Below are 24,229 nucleotides of genomic sequence, written 5' to 3'. Positions count from 1 at the left end.
GCGGCCCGGTGGTCTGGTCGGCCTGCGCCCGGGGCCGCGGTTGTCCCGCGGACGCTGGCGTCCCCGTAGTCGACTCACTGCCAGGATGCGCTCCTGTGCGACGCGCTCCTGCCGAAGGCACCGGCCACGATCCACGCCCCGAAGGTAGCGGGCCGGACGGCCCTTCGTGGGCGCCGTCACAAGGTGTTAACCGAACTGCCGGCGTGTCGCGTGCGTTCCGGACCCGCGCGTCGCGTCGGCACGTAGGTGCCGCCGCCGCCGTTGTGAGAGGCGGCGGCGGCACCCAACTAGTCGCCAACGGACAATCTCAGGCCGCCACGGCGTGGGTGTGCGTCGTGTCGAAGGCCGGTTCCAGCGCCAGCTCAAGCACTTCGCGGACGTCCGCAACCAGGTGCACGGTCAGCGCCTCGCGGACCGCTGCCGGGACGTCGTCAAGGTCCGGGCCGTTGCGCGCCGGCAGGAGCACCGTTGTGATGCCGGCGCGGTGCGCGGCGAGCAACTTCTGCTTGACCCCACCTATGGGTAGCACCCGACCGGTCAGCGAGACCTCGCCGGTCATCGCCACGTCCGCGCGCACCGGGCGCCCGGAGAGCAGGGATGCCAGCGCGGTGGTCATCGTGACCCCGGCGCTCGGCCCGTCCTTGGGCACCGCGCCCGCCGGGACGTGGATGTGCACCCCGCGGTCACGCAGGTCGCCGACCGGCAGTTCGAGCTCCACCCCGCGTGAGCGCAGGTAGGACAGCGCGATCTGCGCCGACTCCTTCATGACGTCGCCGAGCTGCCCGGTCAGCGTCACTCCGCTGGCCCCGGTCTCCGGGTCGGCCAGTGACGCCTCGACGAACAGGACGTCCCCGCCGGCCCCGGTGACCGCGAGCCCGGTCGCCACCCCCGGCAGCGCGGTGCGCTCCGCCGACTCCGGGGTGTGCCGCGGCCGTCCGAGGTATCCGGCCAGATCGCCGGCGCCGATCGTGACCGGCAGGGCGGTCTCGTCCAGTGCGACCTTCGCGACGACCTTGCGCAGCACCCGGGCGGTCGCCCGCTCCAGGTCACGCACGCCGGCCTCGCGGGTGTACTCGCCGGCCAGCAGCCGCAGCGCCGCGTCGTCCACGGTGACGTCGTCGGGGGTCAGCCCGGCCCGCTCGAGCTGGCGCGGGAGCAGGTGGTCGCGGGCGATGGTGACCTTCTCCTCCTCGGTGTAGCCGTCGAGCAGGATCAGTTCCATCCGGTCCAGCAGCGGCGCCGGGATGGACTCCAGCACGTTCGCGGTGGCCAGGAACAGCACGTCCGACAGGTCGAGCTCGACCTCCAGGTAGTGGTCGCGGAAGGTGTGGTTCTGCGCCGGGTCCAGCACCTCGAGCAGCGCCGCCGTCGGGTCCCCGCGGTAGTCGGAGCCGACCTTGTCGACCTCGTCGAGCAGGATCACCGGGTTCATCGAGCCGGCCTCGCGGATCGCCCGCACGACGCGGCCGGGCTGCGCACCGACGTAGGTGCGCCGGTGGCCGCGGATCTCCGCCTCGTCGCGGACGCCGCCGAGCGCCACCCGGGCGAACCGGCGGCCCATGGCGCGGGCCACGGACTCGCCCAGCGAGGTCTTGCCGACCCCGGGCGGCCCGGCCAGCGCGAGCACCGCGCCGCTGCGGCGCCCACCGACGACCCCGAGCCCGGCGTCGGCCCGCCGGCGGCGGACCGCCAGGTACTCGACGATCCGGTCCTTGACGTCGCTGAGCCCGGCGTGGTCGGCGTCCAGCACGGCCCGCGCCGAGGCGATGTCGTAGGTGTCCTCGGCGTGCTCGTTCCACGGCAGCTCCAGGACGGTGTCCAGCCAGGTGCGGATCCAGCCGACCTCGGGGGAGGACTCGGCCGTCCGCTCCAGCTTGTCGACCTCCTTGAGCGCCGCGGCGCGGACCTTCTCCGGCAGGTCGGCGGCCTCGACCCGGGCTCGGTAGTCCTCCTGCTCGGAGGACGCGGGTGACCCGTCCAGCTCGGCCAGTTCCTTGCGGACGGCCTCCAGCTGACGGCGCAGCAGGAACTCCCGCTGCTGGCGGTCGACGCCCTCCTGGACGTCGCGCCGGATGGTCTCGGCCACGTCGACCTCGGCGGCGTGCTCCCGCGTCCACGGGACGAGCAGCTCCAGCCGGGCGGTCACGTCGACGGTGCGCAGCAGCTCCAGCTTCTGCGCGGTCGACAGGTAGGACGAGTAGCCGGCGGTGTCGGCCAGCGTGTCGGGGTTCTCGATCGCCTCGACGGTGTCGGCGACCTGGCCGACCCCGCGGGCGCGCAGCACCCCGGTCACCAGCGTGCGGTACTCGCGGGCGAGCTCGACCAGCCGGGCGGCCGCGCCGTCGGGGTCGCCGGTGGCGCCGGTGGCACCCGGCGTGCCCGCGGTCGCCGTCGCGCTGATCGTGCCGGTGAAGCCGGCCGGGAGGACCGGCTCGACGGGGGTCGCCTCGGCCCACACGACACCGGTGTCGGCGGCGCCGGGCGGCGTGGGGGCGGTGCCGACCCGGGCTCGGGACACGGCCCGCACGAGCGCGGCCGTCCCGCCGTTCGGCAGCCGGCCGATCTGGTCGACGACGGCGAGGACGCCCATGTCGGCGAGGTCGCCGTCCACCCGGGGGACGAGCAGGATCTCGGCGGTGCGCTGGAAGGAGCGGCTGGAGATGCCCGGCGCCCTGGCGTCGGGTGTGGAGTCGGGCCTGCCGCCGCGGGCCGCGTCCACGGCGGCGCGGGTCCCGGCGTCCGACAGGTCGAGCGGAACCACCATGCCGGGCAGGACGACCGCGTCGTCCAGCGGCAGCAGCGGGAGGAGCCTGGTGTGTGACATGCGGCCTTCATCCCTCGTGTCGAGCGGCTTGGGCCCACTCTCATTGAGCCTGTCGTGCTCAAGGCATCGGAGCGGATCGTTGTTCCCGAACCTGATCGCCCTGGGTGAACGCCGCTGTCTGCGTGAGATGTCGCGAGATGTCACGAGATGTGATGTGCGGGCCGTGATGCGCGGGATGTGAAGGTGCTCGAGGTGTCGGGAAGGGTCGGGCGTCCCGGTGGGTTGAGGGGGGTAGTTGCATCGGCAACTGTTAGGTCGGGTGGGAGCGAGGTCTCGCCCCGTCGACCGGGCAGGGGTCCGATGAGAGGATCTGCCTGGTTCCGTAGGAGGTCACCATGCCAGCCGTCACCGCCGACGCCCTCACGCTGCCGAGGCTGTCCGCGCCGGGTCTCGGCGATGTCGAGCGCCCGGTGAAGAAGGTCGTCACCGCCCCGTCCGGGCTGGAGGGGGAGGGGTTCCCCGTCCGCCGGATGTTCGCCGGGGTGAGCATGGCCGACCGCGACCCCTTCGTCCACGCCGACCAGATGGGCGAGATCGACTACGCGCCCGGTGAGCCCAAGGGGACGCCGTGGCACCCGCACCGCGGCTTCGAGACCGTCACCTACATGATCGACGGCACCTTCCAGCACCAGGACTCGCACGGCGGCGGCGGCCTGATCGCCAACGGCGCCACCCAGTGGATGACGGCCGGCTCCGGCATCCTGCACATCGAGACCCCGCCCGAGGCACTCGTCGTCAGCGGCGGCCGGTTCCACGGTGTCCAGCTCTGGGTGAACCTGCCGGCGAAGGACAAGTTCAGCGCGCCCCGCTACCAGAGCATCGAAGGGGAGGATGTCGCGCTGATCGCCTCCCCTGACGGCGGCAGCCTGGTCCGGATCATCGCCGGTGACGTCGGCGGCTTCCGTGGCCCCGGGTCGACCCACACGCCGATCGCGGTGGTGCACACCACGGTCAGCCCCGGCGCGCGGGTCAGCCTGCCCTGGAACCCCGAGTACAACGCGCTGGTCTACGTCCTGGCCGGTCAGGGCACCGTCGGTGCGGACGACACGCCCGTGCGCCTCGGCCAGACGGCCGTGCTGGGCGCGGGGGACCGCATCATCCTCGCGGCGAACCCGACCCAGGACTCGCACACCCCGAACCTGGAGGTCCTGCTGCTCGGCGGCCGGCCGATCCGCGAGCACGTCGAGATGTACGGGCCGTTCGTCATGAACACAAAGGACGAGCTCCGCCAGGCGATCGAGGACTTCCAGGCCGGTCGGCTGGGTGTGATCCCGGAGAACGCCCTGATGCCGCACCGCGGGTGAGCCTGCCGCCTCGTGGCTGAGGGTGCCGAGAGCCGGGTCCGAGCCGCCCGGCCCCCGCGGGTGCCGCCATCCGGCACCCGCGGGGCGCTGCTCCGTCCCGGCGGATGCCGCTGCCCGGCCCGGGACCGACCACGATTTAACCGAGGATGCCGGCGGACCGCACCCGGTCGTTCACATACGGGAACGGCCGTGATGATATCAACCGGTACATCGGGCAATTCGTGGATCATCGGTCGGGCTCCGGCATGGGCGGCACCCGGCAGCAAGGGAGCGGATCATGGTTCGGGAGATCGGCCGGACCGGTCCGGAGCAACAGGGCCCGCGGCGGCGCGACTGGCCGTCGACCACCCTGCTCGGGCGGCTGCCCGAACAGACCCGGGCGGCATTCGTCGGTCTGGGCCCCTACCGTGAGTACGCCAGCGAGGAGATCGTCCTGCGGGAGGGCGACGGCACCAACTTCGTCGTGCTCCTGCTGAACGGGTGGGTCAAGGTCACCGCCTCCACCGAGAACGGCGGCTTCGCCCTGCTCGCCATCCGCCACGGCGGCGACCTCGTCGGCGAGCAGGCCGGCCTGGACGGTGAGCCCCGGTCGGCGACGGTCACCGCGGCCGGGGCGGTGCTGGCGAAGGTGATTCCGCTGGAGGCGTTCCTCGCCTTCCTGCGGTCCCATCCCGACGCGGGCCCTCCTGTGCTGCAGTCCGTCAGCGCCAAGCTGCGCAACGCGACCCGGCGCCGCGTCGAGTTCGGCGGGTGCTCGGTAGCCGTCCGGCTGGCCCGCGTGATCGTCGAGCTCGAACGCGCCTACGGGGCTGACGCGACGGACGGCCCGGGGCGGCGGGTCCAGATCGCCCTCACCCAGCCCGAGCTCGCCGCGCTCGTCGGCGCCGCCGAGCCGACGGTGCACAAGGTCCTGCGCGAGCTGCGCCAGCAGGGAGTCATCGATACCCGCTACCGCTCCATCGTGATCCGCGACGTCGAGGCCCTGCACCGGGCCGCCGGGACGACGCGCCCCCGCTGATCGTTTATCGCTGATCGCCGGGGCTGATCGTCGTCGCTCGGACAATCCCATCGCATGACGATGTGTTCCGTGCCCACAGCGTGAACAGTTGCCTCCGACGGACCGTGACCATCGGAGGCTGTGCGTGAACGAGACGATGCCCGGCATCCGGCGGCTGTGTATCGCCGTCGCCGCATACGACAACGGCCGGGAGGGCCAGTTCCCGGAGGGCTCGCCGGCCTCGCCGCCGCTCGGGGCCGTCCTGGACGAGACCTGCGCGGCGGCCGACGTCCGGTGCGCGCACTGGGCCAACCGGCCGACCGGGGGCGAGCTGGCGGTGTTCCCGCCCGGCATCGACGAAGGCCGGGTGGTCTCCGACTTCGTCCGCGAGCTGCGCCGCACCCTGGTGCGGGTGAACGCGGAGTCGGCGCCGCGGCTGCGGCTGCGGGTCGCGCTGCACCAGGGCATCACCCGCGTCGACGAGCAGGGCTACGGGGGGCGCGCGGTGGTGAAGGCGTGCCGGCTGCGCGACGCCGACATCCTCGACCGGGAGCTCGCGGAGCACCCGGAATCGGACCTGGTGCTCATCGTCTCCAGCGAGCTGTTCGACGACGTGGCCGGCGACACCGTGGCCGGCGACGACGTTTCGGGCGATCATCCGCCGGACCTGTGCCGCGCCGACTTCCGGCCGGTGACCCTGGACGTGCCCGAGAGCGGCCAGCGCGCGCTGGCCGCTCTCGGGCACGTCCAGGGTCACCGGCCGGAAGTCGGCGCGGCACAGGTCCGGCGGATGATCGCCCGAAACGTCGTCGCCGGCCACGGTGTCGCCGGCCACGTCGTCGAACAGCTCGCTGGAGACGATGAGCACCAGGTCCGATTCCGGGTGCTCCGCGAGCTCCCGGTCGAGGATGTCGGCGTCGCGCAGCCGGCACGCCTTCACCACCGCGCGCCCCCCGTAGCCCTGCTCGTCGACGCGGGTGATGCCCTGGTGCAGCGCGACCCGCAGCCGCAGCCGCGGCGCCGACTCCGCGTTCACCCGCACCAGGGTGCGGCGCAGCTCGCGGACGAAGTCGGAGACCACCCGGCCTTCGTCGATGCCGGGCGGGAACACCGCCAGCTCGCCCCCGGTCGGCCGGTTGGCCCAGTGCGCGCACCGGACGTCGGCCGCCGCGCAGGTCTCGTCCAGGACGGCCCCGAGCGGCGGCGAGGCCGGCGAGCCCTCCGGGAACTGGCCCTCCCGGCCGTTGTCGTATGCGGCGACGGCGATACACAGCCGCCGGATGCCGGGCATCGTCTCGTTCACGCACAGCCTCCGATGGTCACGGTCCGTCGGAGGCAACTGTTCACGCTGTGGGCACGGAACACATCGTCATGCGATGGGATTGTCCGAGCGACGACGATCAGCCCCGGCGATCAGCGATAAACGATCAGCGGGGGCGCGTCGTCCCGGCGGCCCGGTGCAGGGCCTCGACGTCGCGGATCACGATGGAGCGGTAGCGGGTATCGATGACTCCCTGCTGGCGCAGCTCGCGCAGGACCTTGTGCACCGTCGGCTCGGCGGCGCCGACGAGCGCGGCGAGCTCGGGCTGGGTGAGGGCGATCTGGACCCGCCGCCCCGGGCCGTCCGTCGCGTCAGCCCCGTAGGCGCGTTCGAGCTCGACGATCACGCGGGCCAGCCGGACGGCTACCGAGCACCCGCCGAACTCGACGCGGCGCCGGGTCGCGTTGCGCAGCTTGGCGCTGACGGACTGCAGCACAGGAGGGCCCGCGTCGGGATGGGACCGCAGGAAGGCGAGGAACGCCTCCAGCGGAATCACCTTCGCCAGCACCGCCCCGGCCGCGGTGACCGTCGCCGACCGGGGCTCACCGTCCAGGCCGGCCTGCTCGCCGACGAGGTCGCCGCCGTGGCGGATGGCGAGCAGGGCGAAGCCGCCGTTCTCGGTGGAGGCGGTGACCTTGACCCACCCGTTCAGCAGGAGCACGACGAAGTTGGTGCCGTCGCCCTCCCGCAGGACGATCTCCTCGCTGGCGTACTCACGGTAGGGGCCCAGACCGACGAATGCCGCCCGGGTCTGTTCGGGCAGCCGCCCGAGCAGGGTGGTCGACGGCCAGTCGCGCCGCCGCGGGCCCTGTTGCTCCGGACCGGTCCGGCCGATCTCCCGAACCATGATCCGCTCCCTTGCTGCCGGGTGCCGCCCATGCCGGAGCCCGACCGATGATCCACGAATTGCCCGATGTACCGGTTGATATCATCACGGCCGTTCCCGTATGTGAACGACCGGGTGCGGTCCGCCGGCATCCTCGGTTAAATCGTGGTCGGTCCCGGGCCGGGCAGCGGCATCCGCCGGGACGGAGCAGCGCCCCGCGGGTGCCGGATGGCGGCACCCGCGGGGGCCGGGCGGCTCGGACCCGGCTCTCGGCACCCTCAGCCACGAGGCGGCAGGCTCACCCGCGGTGCGGCATCAGGGCGTTCTCCGGGATCACACCCAGCCGACCGGCCTGGAAGTCCTCGATCGCCTGGCGGAGCTCGTCCTTTGTGTTCATGACGAACGGCCCGTACATCTCGACGTGCTCGCGGATCGGCCGGCCGCCGAGCAGCAGGACCTCCAGGTTCGGGGTGTGCGAGTCCTGGGTCGGGTTCGCCGCGAGGATGATGCGGTCCCCCGCGCCCAGCACGGCCGTCTGGCCGAGGCGCACGGGCGTGTCGTCCGCACCGACGGTGCCCTGACCGGCCAGGACGTAGACCAGCGCGTTGTACTCGGGGTTCCAGGGCAGGCTGACCCGCGCGCCGGGGCTGACCGTGGTGTGCACCACCGCGATCGGCGTGTGGGTCGACCCGGGGCCACGGAAGCCGCCGACGTCACCGGCGATGATCCGGACCAGGCTGCCGCCGTCAGGGGAGGCGATCAGCGCGACATCCTCCCCTTCGATGCTCTGGTAGCGGGGCGCGCTGAACTTGTCCTTCGCCGGCAGGTTCACCCAGAGCTGGACACCGTGGAACCGGCCGCCGCTGACGACGAGTGCCTCGGGCGGGGTCTCGATGTGCAGGATGCCGGAGCCGGCCGTCATCCACTGGGTGGCGCCGTTGGCGATCAGGCCGCCGCCGCCGTGCGAGTCCTGGTGCTGGAAGGTGCCGTCGATCATGTAGGTGACGGTCTCGAAGCCGCGGTGCGGGTGCCACGGCGTCCCCTTGGGCTCACCGGGCGCGTAGTCGATCTCGCCCATCTGGTCGGCGTGGACGAAGGGGTCGCGGTCGGCCATGCTCACCCCGGCGAACATCCGGCGGACGGGGAACCCCTCCCCCTCCAGCCCGGACGGGGCGGTGACGACCTTCTTCACCGGGCGCTCGACATCGCCGAGACCCGGCGCGGACAGCCTCGGCAGCGTGAGGGCGTCGGCGGTGACGGCTGGCATGGTGACCTCCTACGGAACCAGGCAGATCCTCTCATCGGACCCCTGCCCGGTCGACGGGGCGAGACCTCGCTCCCACCCGACCTAACAGTTGCCGATGCAACTACCCCCCTCAACCCACCGGGACGCCCGACCCTTCCCGACACCTCGAGCACCTTCACATCCCGCGCATCACGGCCCGCACATCACATCTCGTGACATCTCGCGACATCTCACGCAGACAGCGGCGTTCACCCAGGGCGATCAGGTTCGGGAACAACGATCCGCTCCGATGCCTTGAGCACGACAGGCTCAATGAGAGTGGGCCCAAGCCGCTCGACACGAGGGATGAAGGCCGCATGTCACACACCAGGCTCCTCCCGCTGCTGCCGCTGGACGACGCGGTCGTCCTGCCCGGCATGGTGGTTCCGCTCGACCTGTCGGACGCCGGGACCCGCGCCGCCGTGGACGCGGCCCGCGGCGGCAGGCCCGACTCCACACCCGACGCCAGGGCGCCGGGCATCTCCAGCCGCTCCTTCCAGCGCACCGCCGAGATCCTGCTCGTCCCCCGGGTGGACGGCGACCTCGCCGACATGGGCGTCCTCGCCGTCGTCGACCAGATCGGCCGGCTGCCGAACGGCGGGACGGCCGCGCTCGTGCGGGCCGTGTCCCGAGCCCGGGTCGGCACCGCCCCCACGCCGCCCGGCGCCGCCGACACCGGTGTCGTGTGGGCCGAGGCGACCCCCGTCGAGCCGGTCCTCCCGGCCGGCTTCACCGGCACGATCAGCGCGACGGCGACCGCGGGCACGCCGGGTGCCACCGGCGCCACCGGCGACCCCGACGGCGCGGCCGCCCGGCTGGTCGAGCTCGCCCGCGAGTACCGCACGCTGGTGACCGGGGTGCTGCGCGCCCGCGGGGTCGGCCAGGTCGCCGACACCGTCGAGGCGATCGAGAACCCCGACACGCTGGCCGACACCGCCGGCTACTCGTCCTACCTGTCGACCGCGCAGAAGCTGGAGCTGCTGCGCACCGTCGACGTGACCGCCCGGCTGGAGCTGCTCGTCCCGTGGACGCGGGAGCACGCCGCCGAGGTCGACGTGGCCGAGACCATCCGGCGCGACGTCCAGGAGGGCGTCGACCGCCAGCAGCGGGAGTTCCTGCTGCGCCGTCAGCTGGAGGCCGTCCGCAAGGAACTGGCCGAGCTGGACGGGTCACCCGCGTCCTCCGAGCAGGAGGACTACCGAGCCCGGGTCGAGGCCGCCGACCTGCCGGAGAAGGTCCGCGCCGCGGCGCTCAAGGAGGTCGACAAGCTGGAGCGGACGGCCGAGTCCTCCCCCGAGGTCGGCTGGATCCGCACCTGGCTGGACACCGTCCTGGAGCTGCCGTGGAACGAGCACGCCGAGGACACCTACGACATCGCCTCGGCGCGGGCCGTGCTGGACGCCGACCACGCCGGGCTCAGCGACGTCAAGGACCGGATCGTCGAGTACCTGGCGGTCCGCCGCCGGCGGGCCGACGCCGGGCTCGGGGTCGTCGGTGGGCGCCGCAGCGGCGCGGTGCTCGCGCTGGCCGGGCCGCCCGGGGTCGGCAAGACCTCGCTGGGCGAGTCCGTGGCCCGCGCCATGGGCCGCCGGTTCGCCCGGGTGGCGCTCGGCGGCGTCCGCGACGAGGCGGAGATCCGCGGCCACCGGCGCACCTACGTCGGTGCGCAGCCCGGCCGCGTCGTGCGGGCGATCCGCGAGGCCGGCTCGATGAACCCGGTGATCCTGCTCGACGAGGTCGACAAGGTCGGCTCCGACTACCGCGGGGACCCGACGGCGGCGCTGCTCGAGGTGCTGGACCCGGCGCAGAACCACACCTTCCGCGACCACTACCTGGAGGTCGAGCTCGACCTGTCGGACGTGCTGTTCCTGGCCACCGCGAACGTGCTGGAGTCCATCCCGGCGCCGCTGCTGGACCGGATGGAACTGATCCTGCTCGACGGCTACACCGAGGAGGAGAAGGTCACCATCGCCCGCGACCACCTGCTCCCGCGCCAGCTCGAGCGGGCCGGGCTGACCCCCGACGACGTCACCGTGGACGACGCGGCGCTGCGGCTGCTGGCCGGCGAGTACACCCGCGAGGCCGGCGTGCGTGACCTGGAGCGGGCGACCGCCCGGGTGCTGCGCAAGGTCGTCGCGAAGGTCGCACTGGACGAGACCGCCCTGCCGGTCACGATCGGCGCCGGCGATCTGGCCGGATACCTCGGACGGCCGCGGCACACCCCGGAGTCGGCGGAGCGCACCGCGCTGCCGGGGGTGGCGACCGGGCTCGCGGTCACCGGGGCCGGCGGGGACGTCCTGTTCGTCGAGGCGTCACTGGCCGACCCGGAGACCGGGGCCAGCGGAGTGACGCTGACCGGGCAGCTCGGCGACGTCATGAAGGAGTCGGCGCAGATCGCGCTGTCCTACCTGCGCTCACGCGGGGTGGAGCTCGAACTGCCGGTCGGCGACCTGCGTGACCGCGGGGTGCACATCCACGTCCCGGCGGGCGCGGTGCCCAAGGACGGGCCGAGCGCCGGGGTCACGATGACCACCGCGCTGGCATCCCTGCTCTCCGGGCGCCCGGTGCGCGCGGACGTGGCGATGACCGGCGAGGTCTCGCTGACCGGTCGGGTGCTACCCATAGGTGGGGTCAAGCAGAAGTTGCTCGCCGCGCACCGCGCCGGCATCACAACGGTGCTCCTGCCGGCGCGCAACGGCCCGGACCTTGACGACGTCCCGGCAGCGGTCCGCGAGGCGCTGACCGTGCACCTGGTTGCGGACGTCCGCGAAGTGCTTGAGCTGGCGCTGGAACCGGCCTTCGACACGACGCACACCCACGCCGTGGCGGCCTGAGATTGTCCGTTGGCGACTAGTTGGGTGCCGCCGCCGCCTCTCACAACGGCGGCGGCGGCACCTACGTGCCGACGCGACGCGCGGGTCCGGAACGCACGCGACACGCCGGCAGTTCGGTTAACACCTTGTGACGGCGCCCACGAAGGGCCGTCCGGCCCGCTACCTTCGGGGCGTGGATCGTGGCCGGTGCCTTCGGCAGGAGCGCGTCGCACAGGAGCGCATCCTGGCAGTGAGTCGACTACGGGGACGCCAGCGTCCGCGGGACAACCGCGGCCCCGGGCGCAGGCCGACCAGACCACCGGGCCGCAGGCCCCGCTGATCTGGTCGCCCCGCCGGGGTGGCGGTAACGCACGGGCTAGACTCGGTGCTTCACCGCAACCGTGGCGAAAGGTGCGCGCGGCGTGGACGCCTTCCGGCGCGGCTGGGTCGGCCTGGCACTGTTCCTCGCCGCGCTGATCATGATGCCGGTGCTCGTGGTCGAGTACCACAGTCGCCTGTCGGACGACGCCCGGTACTCCGGGGTCGACGCGGAGAGCATCATCCCGCCGGTGACCAGCACGGCGCCACCGCGGACCGCGCCCCCCGGCGTGATCGTCGGGTTCAACGGCGTCCTCGAGAACGAGACGCTGCGCGGCTTCCGGCACATCAGCCTGGAGACGACCGGTGACATCGGCGAGATCCACTACACGCTGACCGGCCCGACGGGCAGCCGCTATCCCATGACGGTGAGCGTGGCGCCCTACCTGTTCGCCCCGCACCAGACCGGCTGGGAGACGAGCGCCGTGATGGACGGCGTCTACTCGCTCGAGGCCAGGGCCGAGCGCCCCGGTGTGCCCGCGCGCAGCATCACCTTCACGATCCAGAACTCCACCCCGGCCGACGCCGGCGCTGGTGCCGGCGCAGCCGCTGGTGTCGGCGCCGGGCCGGTCGCGAGCCGGCCGCCGGCCTGAGCACCGCGACTGGAAGCAACCCCACCTCACGGTGAATATGGAGGCAGGTCGGGACGTGACGTGGTGGGCGGGGCCGGATCCGGAGGCGGTACGTGACGACAGCGACGGAAATCCCTAATGTGAACGGGATGGATCGCCTGGTTTGGATCGACTGCGAGATGACCGGCCTGGATGCCGGTTCCGACCTGCTGCTCGAGGTCGCCTGCCTGGTGACCGACAGCGAGCTCACCGTGCTGGACGAAGGCATCGACCTCGTGCTGGCGGCCCCGGACGCGGCCCTCGACCAGATGCTCCCGGTGGTCCGCGAGATGCACGAGACCTCCGGGCTCACCGAGGCCGTGCGCGGCTCCGACCTCAAGCTCGACGAGGCCGAGGAGCAACTCCTCAGCTACATCCGCCGGTTCGTCCCGGAGGCGCGCAAGGCCCCGCTGTGCGGGAACTCGATCGCGACCGACCGCACGTTCATCGCCCGCTACCTGCCCCAGCTCGACACCTTCCTGCACTACCGCATGATCGACGTCTCCTCGATCAAGGAGCTGGCCCGGCGCTGGTACCCGCGGGCGTACTACGCGGCCCCGGTGAAGTCGGGCGGGCACCGCGCCCTGGCCGACATCCGGGAGAGCATCGAGGAGCTGCGGTACTACCGCGAGATCCTCTTCGTGCCCCAGCCCGGCCCGACCACCGACGCGGCCCGCGCCGCGGCCGCCGCGATCCGCGCCTCCTGACAGCCGCGCCCCCGGCGTTCACCGAACCCCCGGCGCCCACCAGGCCTCCGGGGCCCACCGGGCGCACCGGGCGCACCGGAGCCACCCGCGGACCGCCGCCGGATGGGAATCGGACGGATTTCGGCACTCGATCGTGACCCGGCTGCCGCACGGGCACGTTCACCCGGTACGATGGCTGCGCCCGGTGAGATCCGGGCGATGGTGGGTGTAGCTCAGTTGGTAGAGCACCGGGTTGTGGTCCCGGGTGCCGCGGGTTCAAGTCCCGTCACTCACCCCAGATAGAGGGGGCCGCCGCCTGCGGGGGACCCCCTCTCTTCGTCGCGGGATGGCGTTGCCGCTCGCGCTCAGGGCGTCCCGCCACACTGCTGTGATCACGATGCGGGCGCTCGACGGCGAACCTCAGCGCGGCCCGCGCGCAGGCGAGGGAGTCCGCCACCCGCAACGGCGCCGCGACGGGCCCCACGCCGAGGCGGGAGAAGGGTGCCGACGAGAGCGCCCTCGCATCGGCGCTGACCGGCACCCCACCTGCGCCCACCGAGCGGCCGGACCGGGCCCGGCGCACGACGCCGATGTGGGCGTCGATGCCGCCCTTCTCGGCGGCCACGGTCGCCAGCACCCGGATGTCGCGATCCGACCTGAATCCGAGCATGCGAAGCGCGCGCAGCCGGTCGATCTCCGCGAGTGCGGACCTCTCCATGCGATGGCGGGGCGCGGCGGCGCTCCGGCGGCCGTGGCGGGGGACCGTGCTCCTCGGCCGCCGGAGCCCGGTTCACAACATCGGAAATATGGTCATACCGGCGGGATGAGGCCTACGTGTCGGCCCTTTCCCGCGCAGTGGCGGCAAGGCTCGAGATGCGGCGCGGTGCCGCCCTGGTCGGCGGCCCGAAGCTCGAAGACAGCTCGCCCGCCTCGGCAGGTGAGGCAGATCTGATTGATGATGCTCGGCCGCCCCGGGCTCGTGTCGGCCCCGGACGGCTGCTCCGCTGTGGTCACCGGTGAACTCACCTCCCCGGTCATGACAGACCGTGGGACGAGTGGTCGCGCGGACGGCCAGCGCTCGACGAACCCGACGGATGACGAACCCGACGGACGCTGACAGATCGCGGGCCGGAGGAATCCGGCCTAGGACGTGGCCCTCGCCGAGGACCGGGCTCCTCACCTCCCCGATGGCGCTGTCCCGGCGTTCGAGCTGCTCGATCGATCTCGCCGGACATCCGAGCGTGCTGGTCGACCGATGACGCTAGCCAACATCGACATCGTATGGGGTGGAATGCAGGAAAGGACCGCACAACTCTGTCTGCCACGTCTCGCGCTGAACCAGGCGTGGATACACCACCGGCCCGGAAGTGTGGCCCGTGCCGGGCGGTCCGGCATGGCGAGCCCTTCCAGATCCGTCCATCTCCCGAGCCGCCGCGGCGTTCACACCGGACCGGCATCCGCTCTACGCGGCTGCCAGGCTTCCCACCTGCCTCTTCCCTGCCGTCCGCCCGCCGATGCCATTCATGGTCACCCCTGGTTCCGTTCCGGGCGACACACGATTTCCAGAACGGACAATTCACCCATTACGGGAAAAGCGTTGTACAGGCCCGACACCACGAAGAAGACGCGCAGAGTACGGATGATCGCGCCGGACGCGGCCCGTCGGTGCTCCCGATGGCACGCACCGGCCACGTCCGGAGATCACACGAGGATCACCAGATGATCATCCGGCGAACACCGCCGTTCCCGGCCGCCCCGGCGACACCCACCGCGCCATTCACACCGAACACACTCCCGGAGCACACCGGAGACACTTATTCGATGTCGAACAGGCCCTGGCGGACGGCGTACATCACCGCCTCCATGCGGGAGTGCAGCTGAAGCTTGTCAAGAATATTGCGAACGTGGTTCTTCACGGTGTTCTCACTGATGAAGAGCTTCCGCGCGATCTCGCGGTTCGCCCGGCCCTCTGCCACCAGCTTGAGGACCTCGAGCTCGCGGGCGGTGAGGTGGGGCGCGTGCGCGCGCGGGCGGTCCTCCCCCCCACGGGCCATCGTCGCGAACTCGACCATGAGCTTCGAGGCCATCGAGGGGCTGATCAGGCTCTGGCCGTTGTGCACGGCACGCACCGCGTCGGCCACCTCGTGCGGCGGGATCGACTTCAGCAGGTAGCCGACGGCCCCCGCCTTGATCGCCTCGAACAGATCGGACTCCTCGTCCGAAACGGTGAGCATCACGATCCGCGTGCGCGGCACCGCGCGCTTGATGGCGCCGGCGGCGGCGATGCCGTCGCGGCCCGGCATCCGCACGTCCATCAGGACGATGTCCGGCGTCGTGCCGGACGCCAGGGTCAGTGCCTCCTGCCCGTCCGCCGCGCGCCCGACCACCGAAATGTCCTCCTCGGTCTCCAGCACGGTCTGCAGGCCCTGAAGGAAGAGCTCGTGATCGTCCACGACGAGAACCCGTATCGGCGTCACGTCACGGGTCGGGTCGGCATCAGCGGCCGACGGCGGCACCACACTGGCCGTCATCACACATCCGGAAATCGAGTTCGGTTTTTACGCCACGCGGCTTCTCCACCGCAGGCGAAAGCCGGTTCGGACACCTGCCCACTCTACGTGATGCACTACACACATGAGGTCGCAGGCGCGCTGAAGTCACCTCCGACTTCCATGTCCTTAACGCATCCGACATGCCGGAAATAGTACGCGGCTTCACCGCAAGTTTGGCGTAGTGGGACGTTCTGCTCTCCGTCCGGGACGCGACCCCGGCCCGCCAACAGGCTCGCGAGCTGTGCGGACGTCCGCCCACGGCCCCGGCGGGCGCATTCATCCGGCTGCTCAGCACAACCAGGCAACGACGCGCGGTAGCAACACGATCCGGGTAACAGGTGCTTCATAACCAGTTATCTGAGTCTCCTGGATGTACCGCGTGCGCGACGGCATTGAAGGCTGTTTGGTGGCGCCGCGATCGGATCAGAGAGACCCTCGTCAGATGGACGCCGCAGCCAGCACTCCCCCGTCCCGCCTGCGTCTCAAGCCGGGCACCGCCTGGGCCGACGCCTACTCGCGCGCCCGGCAGGAGGCCCCGGAAGCGTTCCACGAGGACCGCCTGCTCAACCTGTGGGGCGGTCAGTGGCGTCGCACCGGCAACCCGCTGCACAGCCTCACGCCGGTGGACGGCACCCCGATCGCCGGCCCGCCGATGATCGAGCCCGACGAGGCGCGCGAGGCCATCCGCGCGACCCTCGACGACCACAAGGAATGGCGCGACGTCCCGCTGGCCGACCGCAAGGCCCGGGTGACCGCCGCGATCGAGGCGATGGAGGAGCACCGCGACCTGCTCGCACTGCTGCTGGTCTGGGAGATCGGCAAGCCGTGGCGGCTCGCCCGCACCGACGTCGACCGCGCCCTGGACGGCGTGCGCTGGTACGTCGACGAGATCGACTCCATGATCGGCGGCCGGGCGGCCCTGCCGGGCCCGGTCAGCAACATCGCGAGCTGGAACTACCCGATGAGCGTGCTCATGCACGCCATGCTCGTCCAGGTGCTCGCCGGCAACGCGGCGATCGCCAAGACGCCGACCGACGGCGGGGCGGCCTGCCTGACGCTGGCCTGCGCGCTCGCCCGCCGGGCCGGGCTGCCGGTGTCGCTGGTCTCCGGGTCGGGGTCGCGGCTGTCGTCCGCGCTGGTGCGGGCCCCGGAGATCGGCTGCCTGGCGTTCGTCGGCGGGCGCTCCGCCGGCGGCCAGGTCGCCGCCGCGCTCGTCGACACCGGCAAGCGGCACTTCCTCGAGCAGGAGGGCCTCAACGCCTGGGGCATCTGGGACTTCTCCCAGTGGGACCTGCTCGCCTCGCACCTGCGCAAGGGCTTCGAGTACGGCAAGCAGCGCTGCACCGCCTACCCGCGCTATGTCGTCCAGCGCCAGCTCTTCGACAAGTTCCTGGAGATGTACCTGCCGGTGGTCTCCTCGGTGCGGTTCGGGCATCCCCTCGCCGTGGCGGACGACTCCGACCCGCTGCCCGACCTCGACTACGGGCCGGTGATCACCGCGGAGAAGGCGGCGGAGCTCGCCGCCAAGATCGACGAAGCGGTGACCAAGGGCGGCGTGCCGCTCTACCGCGGCGACCTCGCCGACGGCCGGTTCCTGCCCGGCCAGGACCGGGCCGCCTACGTCCCACCGGTGGCGATCCTCAACCCGCCGCCGTCGGCCGCGCTGCACCACGCGGAGCCGTTCGGGCCGGTCGACAGCATCGTGGTCGTCGACTCCGAGGCCGAGCTGCTGTCCGCGATGAACGCCTCGAACGGCGCGCTCGTCGCCTCACTGGCCTGCGACGACGACACCACGGCGCGCCGGCTCGCCGGGGAGCTCGCCGCGTTCAAGGTCGGCGTCAACAAGCCCCGCTCGCGAGGCGACCGGTCCGAGCCGTTCGGTGGGCGCGGCGCGTCGTGGAAGGGCGCGTTCGTCGGCGGGGAGCACCTCGTCCGCGCGGTCACCGTCGGCGCGGACCCGAACGAACGCCTCTACGGCAACTTCCCCTCCTACTCCCTCTACCCGGAGACGTGATCAGGCTCCACCCCAGGACCTGTTCGGCGGGCCGTTACCTCGAGACGGGGCGCAGGCCGTGCTCGGCGAGCGGCCCGAGGCGCAGACCCGCGTCGTCGCAGCGCGCCGCCAGCTCGGGCAGGGCGCCCAGCGCGCTGTGCCAGGCTCCCGGCGCGGACGTGCAGTCGCTGTCGTGCAGCAGCACCGTCGCGCCGCCGCGCAGATCGGGGGCGAGTGTCGCCAGCACGTTGGCCGGGGTCGCCGTCGCCGTCCAGTCGCGGCCCCACGCCGTCCACAGGACGGGGGTGAGGTCGAGGCGGCGCGCGGCGGCGAGCACCCCGGCCGAGAGCACCCCGTGCGGCGGGCGAACGTAGGCCGGCGCCCGGCCGGTGGTCTCGGCGATCAGGTCACGGGTGCGCGCGAGCTGGTCGTAGGTGGACGCCGGCCCGCGCAGCAGCATGGGCCGGTGATCCCACCCGTGGACGGCCAGCTCGTGCCCGGCCTCGGTCATCTCCCGGGCGAGGCCGGGGGCGCGCTCGAGCATCCCGCCGAGTACGAAGAACGTCGAACGGATCTCGAGCGCGTCGAGCACCTCGAGGAAGCGCGGCGTCGAGGCCGGGTCGGGACCGTCGTCGAACGTGAGCGCGACGTGGTCGGGCCGGCCCACCCCGGCGAGCCCTGGGGTCACCCGGGTGCGCAGCCGACGGAACGTGGCCAGTGACGGCAGGCCGTAGGCCAGTGCGCCGAGTGCCATGACCGCGCCACCCGCGGCCCACCGCCCCGTCTCCCACCGCCCCGTGCCGGACCGCACCATGACGGACACTGTGCCACACCCTGCGCCGCCCCCCGGTGGCACGCGCACCGCCCGTCGCCGTGGTCCGGCCGTCACCGTGTCCCGGCCGGTTGGTTCGGACGTCCCGTGGAGGGAAGGGAGCCACCGGGACGATCCATGACCTTCTGGCGGGCTTCCGGCGCTTCATGATTCGTCGTGCAAACGCCGGCCGGCTCGCGGGCCGCGGGCTCGTCCCGTCCGCAGCAGGGCCCCGGCACGCGTCGCGCCGGCGCGGTCCCTGGCCGGGCGACCGTCAGGCACCCGCGGCCGAACAGGCCGCCGGGGCCGAACAGGCCGCCGGGGCCGCGGCACCCGGTCCGGCACCGCCTGAAGAAGGAGGACCGGCACGATGCTCGAGGACCCGACGCTCGAGGACCCGACGCTCGGGGAGTGGTTCCTCACCGACGAGGAGCGCGGCAACCCGGACACGGCCCTGGACGCCCGCCATCCGGACGGTCTGGCGTGGACCACCGGCAACCTCGTCCGCCCGCTGGTGCACGGGCGGGCCTACTTCTCCCGCCTGCTCGAGATCGTCGAGACCCTCGGCGAGAACGACCTTCTCCTGTTCACCGACTGGCGCGGCGACCTCGACCAGCGGCTGGACGGCGCCGGCTCCGAGGTCGGCCGGGTGCTGGGCCGCGCCGCCGCCCGGGGCGCCGTCGTGCGCGGGCTGATGTGGCGCTCGCACCTGGAGCTGATGTCGTTCAGCTCGCGCCCGAACCGCCGGCTGGCCGAGGAGCTGAACACCGCCGGCGCCCAGGTGGTGCTCGACCACCGGGTGCACCGCAACGGCTCGCACCACCAGAAGCTGGTCATCGCCCGCCGCGCCGCCGCGTCGGAGGACGCGGTGGCCTTCGCCGGCGGCATCGACCTCTGCTACAGCCGCCGCGACGACGCCGCTCACGCCGGCGACCCGCAGAGCCAGCCGATCGACGACGCCTACGGTGCCGCCCCGCCCTGGCACGACATCCAGGCCGAGGTACGCGGGCCGGCCGTGGGTGATCTCGAGGTGACCTTCCGGGAGCGCTGGGACGACCCGTCCGCGCTGGACAACCCCAACCCGATCCGGCAGATCTTCTATCGGATACGCCCGGTCGAGACCAATCCGGACGGGCTCCCGCCGCAGGCACCCGACCCGGCCCCGGTCGGCCCGCACGCCGTCCAGATCCTGCGCACCTACCCGCGCCGGCGCCCGCACTACCCGTTCGCGCGCAAGGGCGAACGGTCCATCGCGCGCGCCTACCGCAAGGTGCTGCGCCGCGCCCGGCGGCTGATCTACCTGGAGGACCAGTACATGTGGTCCACCGAGGTCGCCCGGCTGTTCGCGGACGCGCTGCGCCGCGAGCCCGAGCTCCACCTGATGATCGTCGTCCCGCGTTTCCCGCCCCAGGGCGGGCGCTTCTCGCTGCCGCCCAACCTCGTCGGGCGCGAGAAGGCCCTGGAGATCTGCCGCGCGGCCGGCGGCGACCGCGTCGGCGTCTACGACGTCGAGAACCACGCCGGGACGCCCGTCTACGTCCACTCGAAGGCCGTGACGATCGACGACGTCTGGGCCTCGATCGGCTCGGACAACCTCAACCGGCGCTCCTGGAGCCACGATTCGGAGCTCGCCGTCGCCACCATCGACACCACCCTCGACCCGCGCGAGCCACGCGACCCCGGCGGCCTCGGCGACGGTGCCCGCGTCTTCGCCCGCGACCTGCGCCTCGGGCTCTGGCGCGAGCACCTCGACTGGGACGGCGACGACGAGGAGCTCATCGACCCCGAAGCCGGGTTCAAGGCGTTCCGGCGGCGCGCCGACGAGCTCGACGCCTGGCACCACGGCGGCCAGGCCGGGCCGCGCCCGCCGGGCCGGATCCGGCCGCACCAGCCGCAACGCCTCGGCCGGCTCACCCGCGGCTGGTCCGCGCCGCTCTACCATGCCATCTACGACCCGGACGGCCGTCCCCGCCGGATGCGCCGCGACAACGCCTGGTGATCCCCCGCTCCCGGAAGTGGCGGGCGGGCGCGCCGCGCGGGAGGAAGGGCCGCGCGGCCGGGCGGGCGTAACACCAGCAAGCCCGCGCGGGCGCCGACTCCGACAACGGCCGCTCATGACCCCGCGGGTCCCGTGGGACATCCGGCGCGGGCCGCACCCGGTGCCCAGCCGTCCCGCGACGGTGCAGCACGATGTCCCCGGGACACATCCGGAACCGTGAGAACGAGGCCACAGCCGGATCGGACGGCTCCCGGGCCCTCGGCGCCCGTGCCGTCCCATGCCCGCGCCCGTCGGGAGGAGCTGCGCTGACCACGCCACGTCTGGGCGTCATCGGCTGGATGTTCGCGGGCGCCGTCGTCCTGGCCACGATCGCGCTGACAGCCGGGCGGCACGAACGGCACGATCCAAGGATCGTGCTCTGGGGTGACTCGCTCGCCTGGGAGGCGCGCGACTCCTTCACCGCGGCCGCCGGGAAGGACGGGGTCACCAGGACGACCACGCGGACCTGGGGCGGCACGGCGCTGTGCGACTGGTTCACCGACATGCGCAACCAGGCCCGGCGCTGGGATCCCACGGTGGCGGTCCTGTCCTTCTCCGGCAACACCGCCTCGGAGTGCATGCACGGCCGGGATCTGATCACCGCCTACCGGGAGGACGCCACCAAGGCCGTCGACATCCTGACCCGCCGGGGCATCGACGTCGTCCTCGTGGACGCCCCGCCGCGCAACGACCAGCCCGTCGGGCCGGACGGCCTCACCGAGCTCGACCGGGTCTGGCGCGAGGTCGCCGCCGGGAACTCCCACGTCCGGGTGGTGCCGGCCGGGGAGGTCCTCACCGACCAGGGACGGTTCGTCCCGAGGCTCCCGTGCCTGCCCGGCGAGCCCTGCGACCCTGATGGCAAGGTGGCCGTCCGCAGCCCGGACGGCGTCCACTTCTGCCCGGTCGTCCAACCCGCGATGACGGCGTGCCCGGTCCGGTCCCCCGGCGCGGAACGCTACGGGCGCGCCCTGGCCGAGGCCGCCCGCCCCTGACCTGTGTGAGTAAGCCCCACACCTGTCCGGGGCTGTCCGGGGCGCGGCCTACGGTGCGGCGGACGGCGCTGGCGGCGGTATGACCGGCGTCCGGTCCGAGGAGGATCGGGCCGGTCGGAGCAGGCCGCTCTGGTAGGCGATGACCACCAGTTGGGCGCGGTCGCGGGCACCGAGCTTGGCCATGGCGTGATGGACGTGGGTCCGGACTGTCAACGGGCAGATGGCGAGGACCTGAGCGATCTCCTCGTTGCTCCGCCCCTCGGCAGCGAGCGTCATGATCTCCCGTGCGCGGGGGGTGAGGCGGGCGAGGCGCCCGGGCGGCACCAGGTGGGAAGCCGGCTCGGCGGTGGCCAGGAAGCGGGTGATGAGTGCCCGCGCGGCCCCGGCGGACAGCAGGGCGTCTCCGCGGGCGACCGTCCGGATGGCCGCCTCCAGTTCACGTGTGCGCTCGGCGTTCGCGGCCCGTTCCGCCAGCAGCCGCACGCAGGTCCGCCACAGCCGAGCCCAGCTCCCGACGACAACCGGGGCCAGCACCCACATGACGGGCCCGATCGTCTCGAGCACCAGCGGGCGCGACGGCGGGCCGGCGGTCAGCGCCGCACCGACAAGCGCCGCGGCCGTCACCGCCGCGAAGGCCCCGGCGACCACCCAGGCCATGTCGAGCGCCAGCCAGTAGACGGCCACGATCAACGGTCCCAGCAGCAGTGGGCTGAGCAGGTAGCCCAACGCGGCGAGGGCCACCGCGCCGGAGGCAGTCAACGTCGCCGTGACGAGCGGATGGCGGCGGCACATCCCGCCACCAGGTGACGATCATCGGCCCCGCTCCCGTCGACGGACGCGTAGATGGATCCGTCCATGGTGGACGACATCCGCCGCAAAGCAACCGCTACGGAGCGGCGGACGGGAAACGGGCCGCCGGCCGACCGACCGGCCGCGGCGGGGGCCTACTGCGATCGCAGTAGGCCCCCGCCCTGCAGGTAGACGATTGACGCCAAACCGTCCGATCGACAGGCTCGTGACACGGCATCTCGAAAGATGCCGCCCAGTTTGCCGATTCAGGAGGTCGGGACGCCGAACGGTGCGTCGACATTCGGGCTCCCGCGTTCCAGCGGCTCCGCACAAACGCACACCTCGGCGCCCCCCACGCAACCATTCGAAAGGATTCATCGATGCCGAGGGGACCAAAGAGAATGCAGCGCCCGCACACATCGAGAACATCGCGGCGATCGAGTTCGTCAATCAAACGCCGCGGCGTCCGGCCGTTATTCTCGTTCCTGGTCGTTGCTCTCACGCTCGTGGTGGCGTCGTGCTCGGATTCAGGATCGACGACACCACCGGGCCCAGGAGCGACGTCCACGGCAGCGGCCGGAGCCACACCGCCGGCACCGAAGCCGGAGCCGATCTCCATCGAGGAACTCCCACTGCCACCGGTCGCCGGCAGCACCGACGCGGGTTCGTGCCCCGAGGCGATCAACCCGCACCGGACCGGATGTGTCGGCCAGTCGGTCGGACTGCAGTCGGGAGGCTTCCTCCCGGACGGCCGGAGCGTCGTCGCGCGGGTCACCTTCGTGGGCGCGCCCGCCGCCCCCGACCCGGCGAGCGTCCACAGCGGCTCCCAGCTGATCCTGGTACGGGCCGACGGCGGGAAGTTCCCCAACGGCGACGCCTGGAAATGCGTCACCTGCGGAGTGCCGGAGACGAACGCGGCCGGCCGCTCCCCCACCCTCGACTATCCTCAGCCGTTCACGGACGGAAAGCGGATCCTGGCCGGCACGAACATCATCGACTGCGGCTCACACCCGATCACCGACGAGGCGTGCACGCCAGAGCAGATCCACATCTAGCCGATTCGCTGGAACAACACCGCCGACGGTTCAGGAAATGGCGGCAGCATCCGGGAGCTGCGGATTCACCCGGACGACGTCCACCTCGGCTTCAACAGCTTCACCATCGCCAACGGCAGGTTCGGTCAGTTCGCCTACCTCGGCCGCCTCGCGTTCAACGCGACCCCTACCACCGGCACGCCGCTGACGCCCCGCTACGACCTCACCAACGTCACGCGACTGTTCGACCCGGCTGACACCCAGCCGGTCACCGTCGACCCGGACCACCCCGACGAACTCGTCTACAACCGTGACGCGCTCTCCGTCGGCGAACTGCGCGGCTTCAGCAGGACGGCAAGGAGGTCACCTACATCGGCTACCCGGAGGAGTCGTCGAACATCGACGTCTTCGCCGCCGATCTGACCACCGGGAAGGTCCGCCGGCTGACCGGCCATCCGGAGTACGTCGACCCGGTCGACCTCTCCCCCGACGGCGGCTGGACCGTCGCCATGGACACCCGCGGCTCCGACCGGCAGATGTTCCTCGCCGGCATGCGCGGCATCCCGCCGATCACCGACCTGATCACCACCAGCGCCACCTCGTCGACCCGCAACAACGGGCTGCGGCGCTTCTTCCAGCCGATCCTCATCGACCGCTACGGCGACCGAGGCGACTACGCGGGTCAGCAGCTCAACGCCGAGGGCGACGGCAGCCCCGGCAGCGTCAACGACCCGAACTGGAACGGCATGGCCGACCCCAAGTGGTCGCCCGACGGCACCGCCATCGCCTACTGGCAGGCGCTCGCCGTCTCACCGGCCTGCGGCGGAACCAACCCGCTGCCCTGCGAGACGTCCACGGAGCCCGGCGGCCGCACCTCACGCCTGATGATCGCGCACCTCACCAGTCGGAAGCCGAGCCCCGCGCCCAAGGTCGCACCCATCTCCGACGAGGTCCCCTGGGGCGTCGCCTACGAGC

The 24,229-nt window shown here is 72.4% G+C and carries 17 protein-coding genes, 1 tRNA gene and 1 pseudogene; 11 read left to right on the top strand and 8 right to left on the bottom strand.

Annotation, left to right across the window (positions count from 1 at the left end; translation table 11 throughout):
- Positions 1 to 307: 307 nt before the first annotated feature.
- Positions 308 to 2,824 (bottom strand): endopeptidase La, encoded by a 2,517-nt coding sequence (gene lon / locus FMEAI12_RS22705; RefSeq protein WP_112107768.1) that lies wholly within the window; start codon positions 2,822 to 2,824, stop codon positions 308 to 310.
- A 335-nt stretch (positions 2,825 to 3,159) separates the two neighbouring features.
- Here lon (FMEAI12_RS22705) and FMEAI12_RS22700 point away from each other — a divergent pair, with 335 nt between their 5' ends.
- Both FMEAI12_RS22700 and FMEAI12_RS22695 read left to right on the top strand, forming a co-directional pair.
- Entirely contained in the window at positions 3,160 to 4,128 is a 969-nt protein-coding gene (locus tag FMEAI12_RS22700) for a pirin family protein (RefSeq protein ID WP_112107769.1), read from the top strand.
- A gap of 277 nt (positions 4,129 to 4,405) precedes the next feature.
- Complete coding sequence (locus tag FMEAI12_RS22695) at positions 4,406 to 5,146, top strand: Crp/Fnr family transcriptional regulator (protein WP_071061036.1); 741 nt, start codon at positions 4,406 to 4,408, stop codon at positions 5,144 to 5,146.
- Positions 5,147 to 5,150: 4 nt separating this feature from the next.
- On the opposite strand, the gene FMEAI12_RS38540 is transcribed toward FMEAI12_RS22695, so the two are convergent.
- The 3 genes from FMEAI12_RS38540 to FMEAI12_RS22675 form a co-directional block, all read right to left on the bottom strand.
- Positions 5,151 to 6,428, bottom strand: a complete 1,278-nt coding sequence (locus tag FMEAI12_RS38540; protein ID WP_235014329.1) for a hypothetical protein — start codon at positions 6,426 to 6,428, stop codon at positions 5,151 to 5,153.
- Positions 6,429 to 6,552: 124 nt separating this feature from the next.
- Positions 6,553 to 7,293 (bottom strand): Crp/Fnr family transcriptional regulator, encoded by a 741-nt coding sequence (locus FMEAI12_RS22680; RefSeq protein ID WP_071061036.1) that lies wholly within the window; start codon positions 7,291 to 7,293, stop codon positions 6,553 to 6,555.
- 277 nt (positions 7,294 to 7,570) lie between these two features.
- Positions 7,571 to 8,539, bottom strand: a complete 969-nt coding sequence (locus tag FMEAI12_RS22675) for a pirin family protein (RefSeq protein WP_112107769.1) — start codon at positions 8,537 to 8,539, stop codon at positions 7,571 to 7,573.
- Positions 8,540 to 8,874: 335 nt separating this feature from the next.
- Between FMEAI12_RS22675 and lon (FMEAI12_RS22670) the strand changes: the two genes are divergently transcribed.
- From lon (FMEAI12_RS22670) to FMEAI12_RS22655, 4 genes are all read left to right on the top strand, one after another.
- Positions 8,875 to 11,391 (top strand): endopeptidase La, encoded by a 2,517-nt coding sequence (lon, locus tag FMEAI12_RS22670; protein WP_112107768.1) that lies wholly within the window; start codon positions 8,875 to 8,877, stop codon positions 11,389 to 11,391.
- A 401-nt stretch (positions 11,392 to 11,792) separates the two neighbouring features.
- Positions 11,793 to 12,341, top strand: a complete 549-nt coding sequence (locus FMEAI12_RS22665) for a hypothetical protein (RefSeq protein ID WP_112107767.1) — start codon at positions 11,793 to 11,795, stop codon at positions 12,339 to 12,341.
- A 128-nt stretch (positions 12,342 to 12,469) separates the two neighbouring features.
- The gene (gene orn, locus FMEAI12_RS22660) at positions 12,470 to 13,066 is read left to right on the top strand and encodes an oligoribonuclease (RefSeq protein ID WP_198145380.1); all 597 of its coding nucleotides are present in this window, start codon (positions 12,470 to 12,472) and stop codon (positions 13,064 to 13,066) included.
- A 201-nt stretch (positions 13,067 to 13,267) separates the two neighbouring features.
- Positions 13,268 to 13,343 (top strand) — tRNA-His (locus FMEAI12_RS22655).
- Here the strand turns inward: FMEAI12_RS22655 and FMEAI12_RS22650 are convergent.
- Positions 13,332 to 13,763, bottom strand: a complete 432-nt coding sequence (locus FMEAI12_RS22650) for a hypothetical protein (RefSeq protein WP_112107766.1) — start codon at positions 13,761 to 13,763, stop codon at positions 13,332 to 13,334. The genes FMEAI12_RS22655 and FMEAI12_RS22650 overlap by 12 nt on opposite strands.
- 1,096 nt (positions 13,764 to 14,859) lie before the next feature.
- Entirely contained in the window at positions 14,860 to 15,576 is a 717-nt protein-coding gene (locus FMEAI12_RS22640; RefSeq protein ID WP_020572678.1) for a response regulator transcription factor, read from the bottom strand.
- A 463-nt stretch (positions 15,577 to 16,039) separates the two neighbouring features.
- Here FMEAI12_RS22640 and FMEAI12_RS22635 point away from each other — a divergent pair, with 463 nt between their 5' ends.
- Complete coding sequence (locus FMEAI12_RS22635) at positions 16,040 to 17,611, top strand: aldehyde dehydrogenase family protein (protein ID WP_112107765.1); 1,572 nt, start codon at positions 16,040 to 16,042, stop codon at positions 17,609 to 17,611.
- 34 nt (positions 17,612 to 17,645) lie between these two features.
- On the opposite strand, the gene FMEAI12_RS22630 is transcribed toward FMEAI12_RS22635, so the two are convergent.
- Entirely contained in the window at positions 17,646 to 18,344 is a 699-nt protein-coding gene (locus tag FMEAI12_RS22630; RefSeq protein WP_235014328.1) for a polysaccharide deacetylase family protein, read from the bottom strand.
- 427 nt (positions 18,345 to 18,771) lie between these two features.
- On the opposite strand from FMEAI12_RS22630, the gene FMEAI12_RS22625 reads away from it, so the two are divergent.
- Together FMEAI12_RS22625 and FMEAI12_RS22620 are read left to right on the top strand one after the other, a co-directional pair.
- Positions 18,772 to 20,400, top strand: a complete 1,629-nt coding sequence (locus tag FMEAI12_RS22625) for a phospholipase D-like domain-containing protein (protein ID WP_112107763.1) — start codon at positions 18,772 to 18,774, stop codon at positions 20,398 to 20,400.
- A 338-nt stretch (positions 20,401 to 20,738) separates the two neighbouring features.
- Positions 20,739 to 21,431, top strand: coding sequence for a hypothetical protein (locus FMEAI12_RS22620; protein ID WP_112107772.1), 693 nt, complete (start codon positions 20,739 to 20,741; stop codon positions 21,429 to 21,431).
- A 48-nt stretch (positions 21,432 to 21,479) separates the two neighbouring features.
- Here FMEAI12_RS22620 and FMEAI12_RS22615 read toward each other — a convergent pair whose 3' ends face one another.
- Entirely contained in the window at positions 21,480 to 22,223 is a 744-nt protein-coding gene (locus tag FMEAI12_RS22615; protein WP_235014327.1) for a response regulator transcription factor, read from the bottom strand.
- Between the two features lie 503 nt (positions 22,224 to 22,726).
- Here FMEAI12_RS22615 and FMEAI12_RS38535 point away from each other — a divergent pair.
- Together FMEAI12_RS38535 and FMEAI12_RS38530 are read left to right on the top strand one after the other, a co-directional pair.
- Positions 22,727 to 23,275: a hypothetical protein gene (locus tag FMEAI12_RS38535; protein ID WP_235014325.1), complete on the top strand. Its 549-nt coding sequence runs from the start codon at positions 22,727 to 22,729 to the stop codon at positions 23,273 to 23,275.
- A 488-nt stretch (positions 23,276 to 23,763) separates the two neighbouring features.
- Positions 23,764 to 24,229: pseudogene (locus tag FMEAI12_RS38530) on the top strand (hypothetical protein); the annotation flags it as partial.

This window comes from Parafrankia sp. Ea1.12, from assembly GCF_900465275.1.
GTDB lineage: Bacteria > Actinomycetota > Actinomycetes > Frankiales > Frankiaceae > Parafrankia > Parafrankia soli.
This window is presented reverse-complemented; position numbering and strand designations above follow the sequence as displayed.

What these genes read in the sequence shown, in the direction of transcription:
- FMEAI12_RS22700 (WP_112107769.1), top strand. Translation starts at nt 3,160, where the DNA reads ATGCCAGCCGTCACCGCCGACGCCCTCACGCTGCCGAGGCTGTCCGCG.
- FMEAI12_RS22680 (WP_071061036.1), bottom strand. Translation starts at nt 7,293, where the DNA reads ATGGTTCGGGAGATCGGCCGGACCGGTCCGGAGCAACAGGGCCCGCGG.
- orn (WP_198145380.1), top strand. Translation starts at nt 12,470, where the DNA reads ATGGATCGCCTGGTTTGGATCGACTGCGAGATGACCGGCCTGGATGCC.
- lon (WP_112107768.1), top strand. Translation starts at nt 8,875, where the DNA reads ATGTCACACACCAGGCTCCTCCCGCTGCTGCCGCTGGACGACGCGGTC.
- FMEAI12_RS22675 (WP_112107769.1), bottom strand. Translation starts at nt 8,539, where the DNA reads ATGCCAGCCGTCACCGCCGACGCCCTCACGCTGCCGAGGCTGTCCGCG.
- FMEAI12_RS22640 (WP_020572678.1), bottom strand. Translation starts at nt 15,576, where the DNA reads ATGACGGCCAGTGTGGTGCCGCCGTCGGCCGCTGATGCCGACCCGACC.
- lon (WP_112107768.1), bottom strand. Translation starts at nt 2,824, where the DNA reads ATGTCACACACCAGGCTCCTCCCGCTGCTGCCGCTGGACGACGCGGTC.
- FMEAI12_RS22620 (WP_112107772.1), top strand. Translation starts at nt 20,739, where the DNA reads ATGTTCGCGGGCGCCGTCGTCCTGGCCACGATCGCGCTGACAGCCGGG.
- FMEAI12_RS22695 (WP_071061036.1), top strand. Translation starts at nt 4,406, where the DNA reads ATGGTTCGGGAGATCGGCCGGACCGGTCCGGAGCAACAGGGCCCGCGG.
- FMEAI12_RS22635 (WP_112107765.1), top strand. Translation starts at nt 16,040, where the DNA reads ATGGACGCCGCAGCCAGCACTCCCCCGTCCCGCCTGCGTCTCAAGCCG.
- FMEAI12_RS22630 (WP_235014328.1), bottom strand. Translation starts at nt 18,344, where the DNA reads ATGGCACTCGGCGCACTGGCCTACGGCCTGCCGTCACTGGCCACGTTC.
- FMEAI12_RS22650 (WP_112107766.1), bottom strand. Translation starts at nt 13,763, where the DNA reads ATGGAGAGGTCCGCACTCGCGGAGATCGACCGGCTGCGCGCGCTTCGC.
- FMEAI12_RS22615 (WP_235014327.1), bottom strand. Translation starts at nt 22,223, where the DNA reads ATGTGCCGCCGCCATCCGCTCGTCACGGCGACGTTGACTGCCTCCGGC.
- FMEAI12_RS22625 (WP_112107763.1), top strand. Translation starts at nt 18,772, where the DNA reads ATGCTCGAGGACCCGACGCTCGAGGACCCGACGCTCGGGGAGTGGTTC.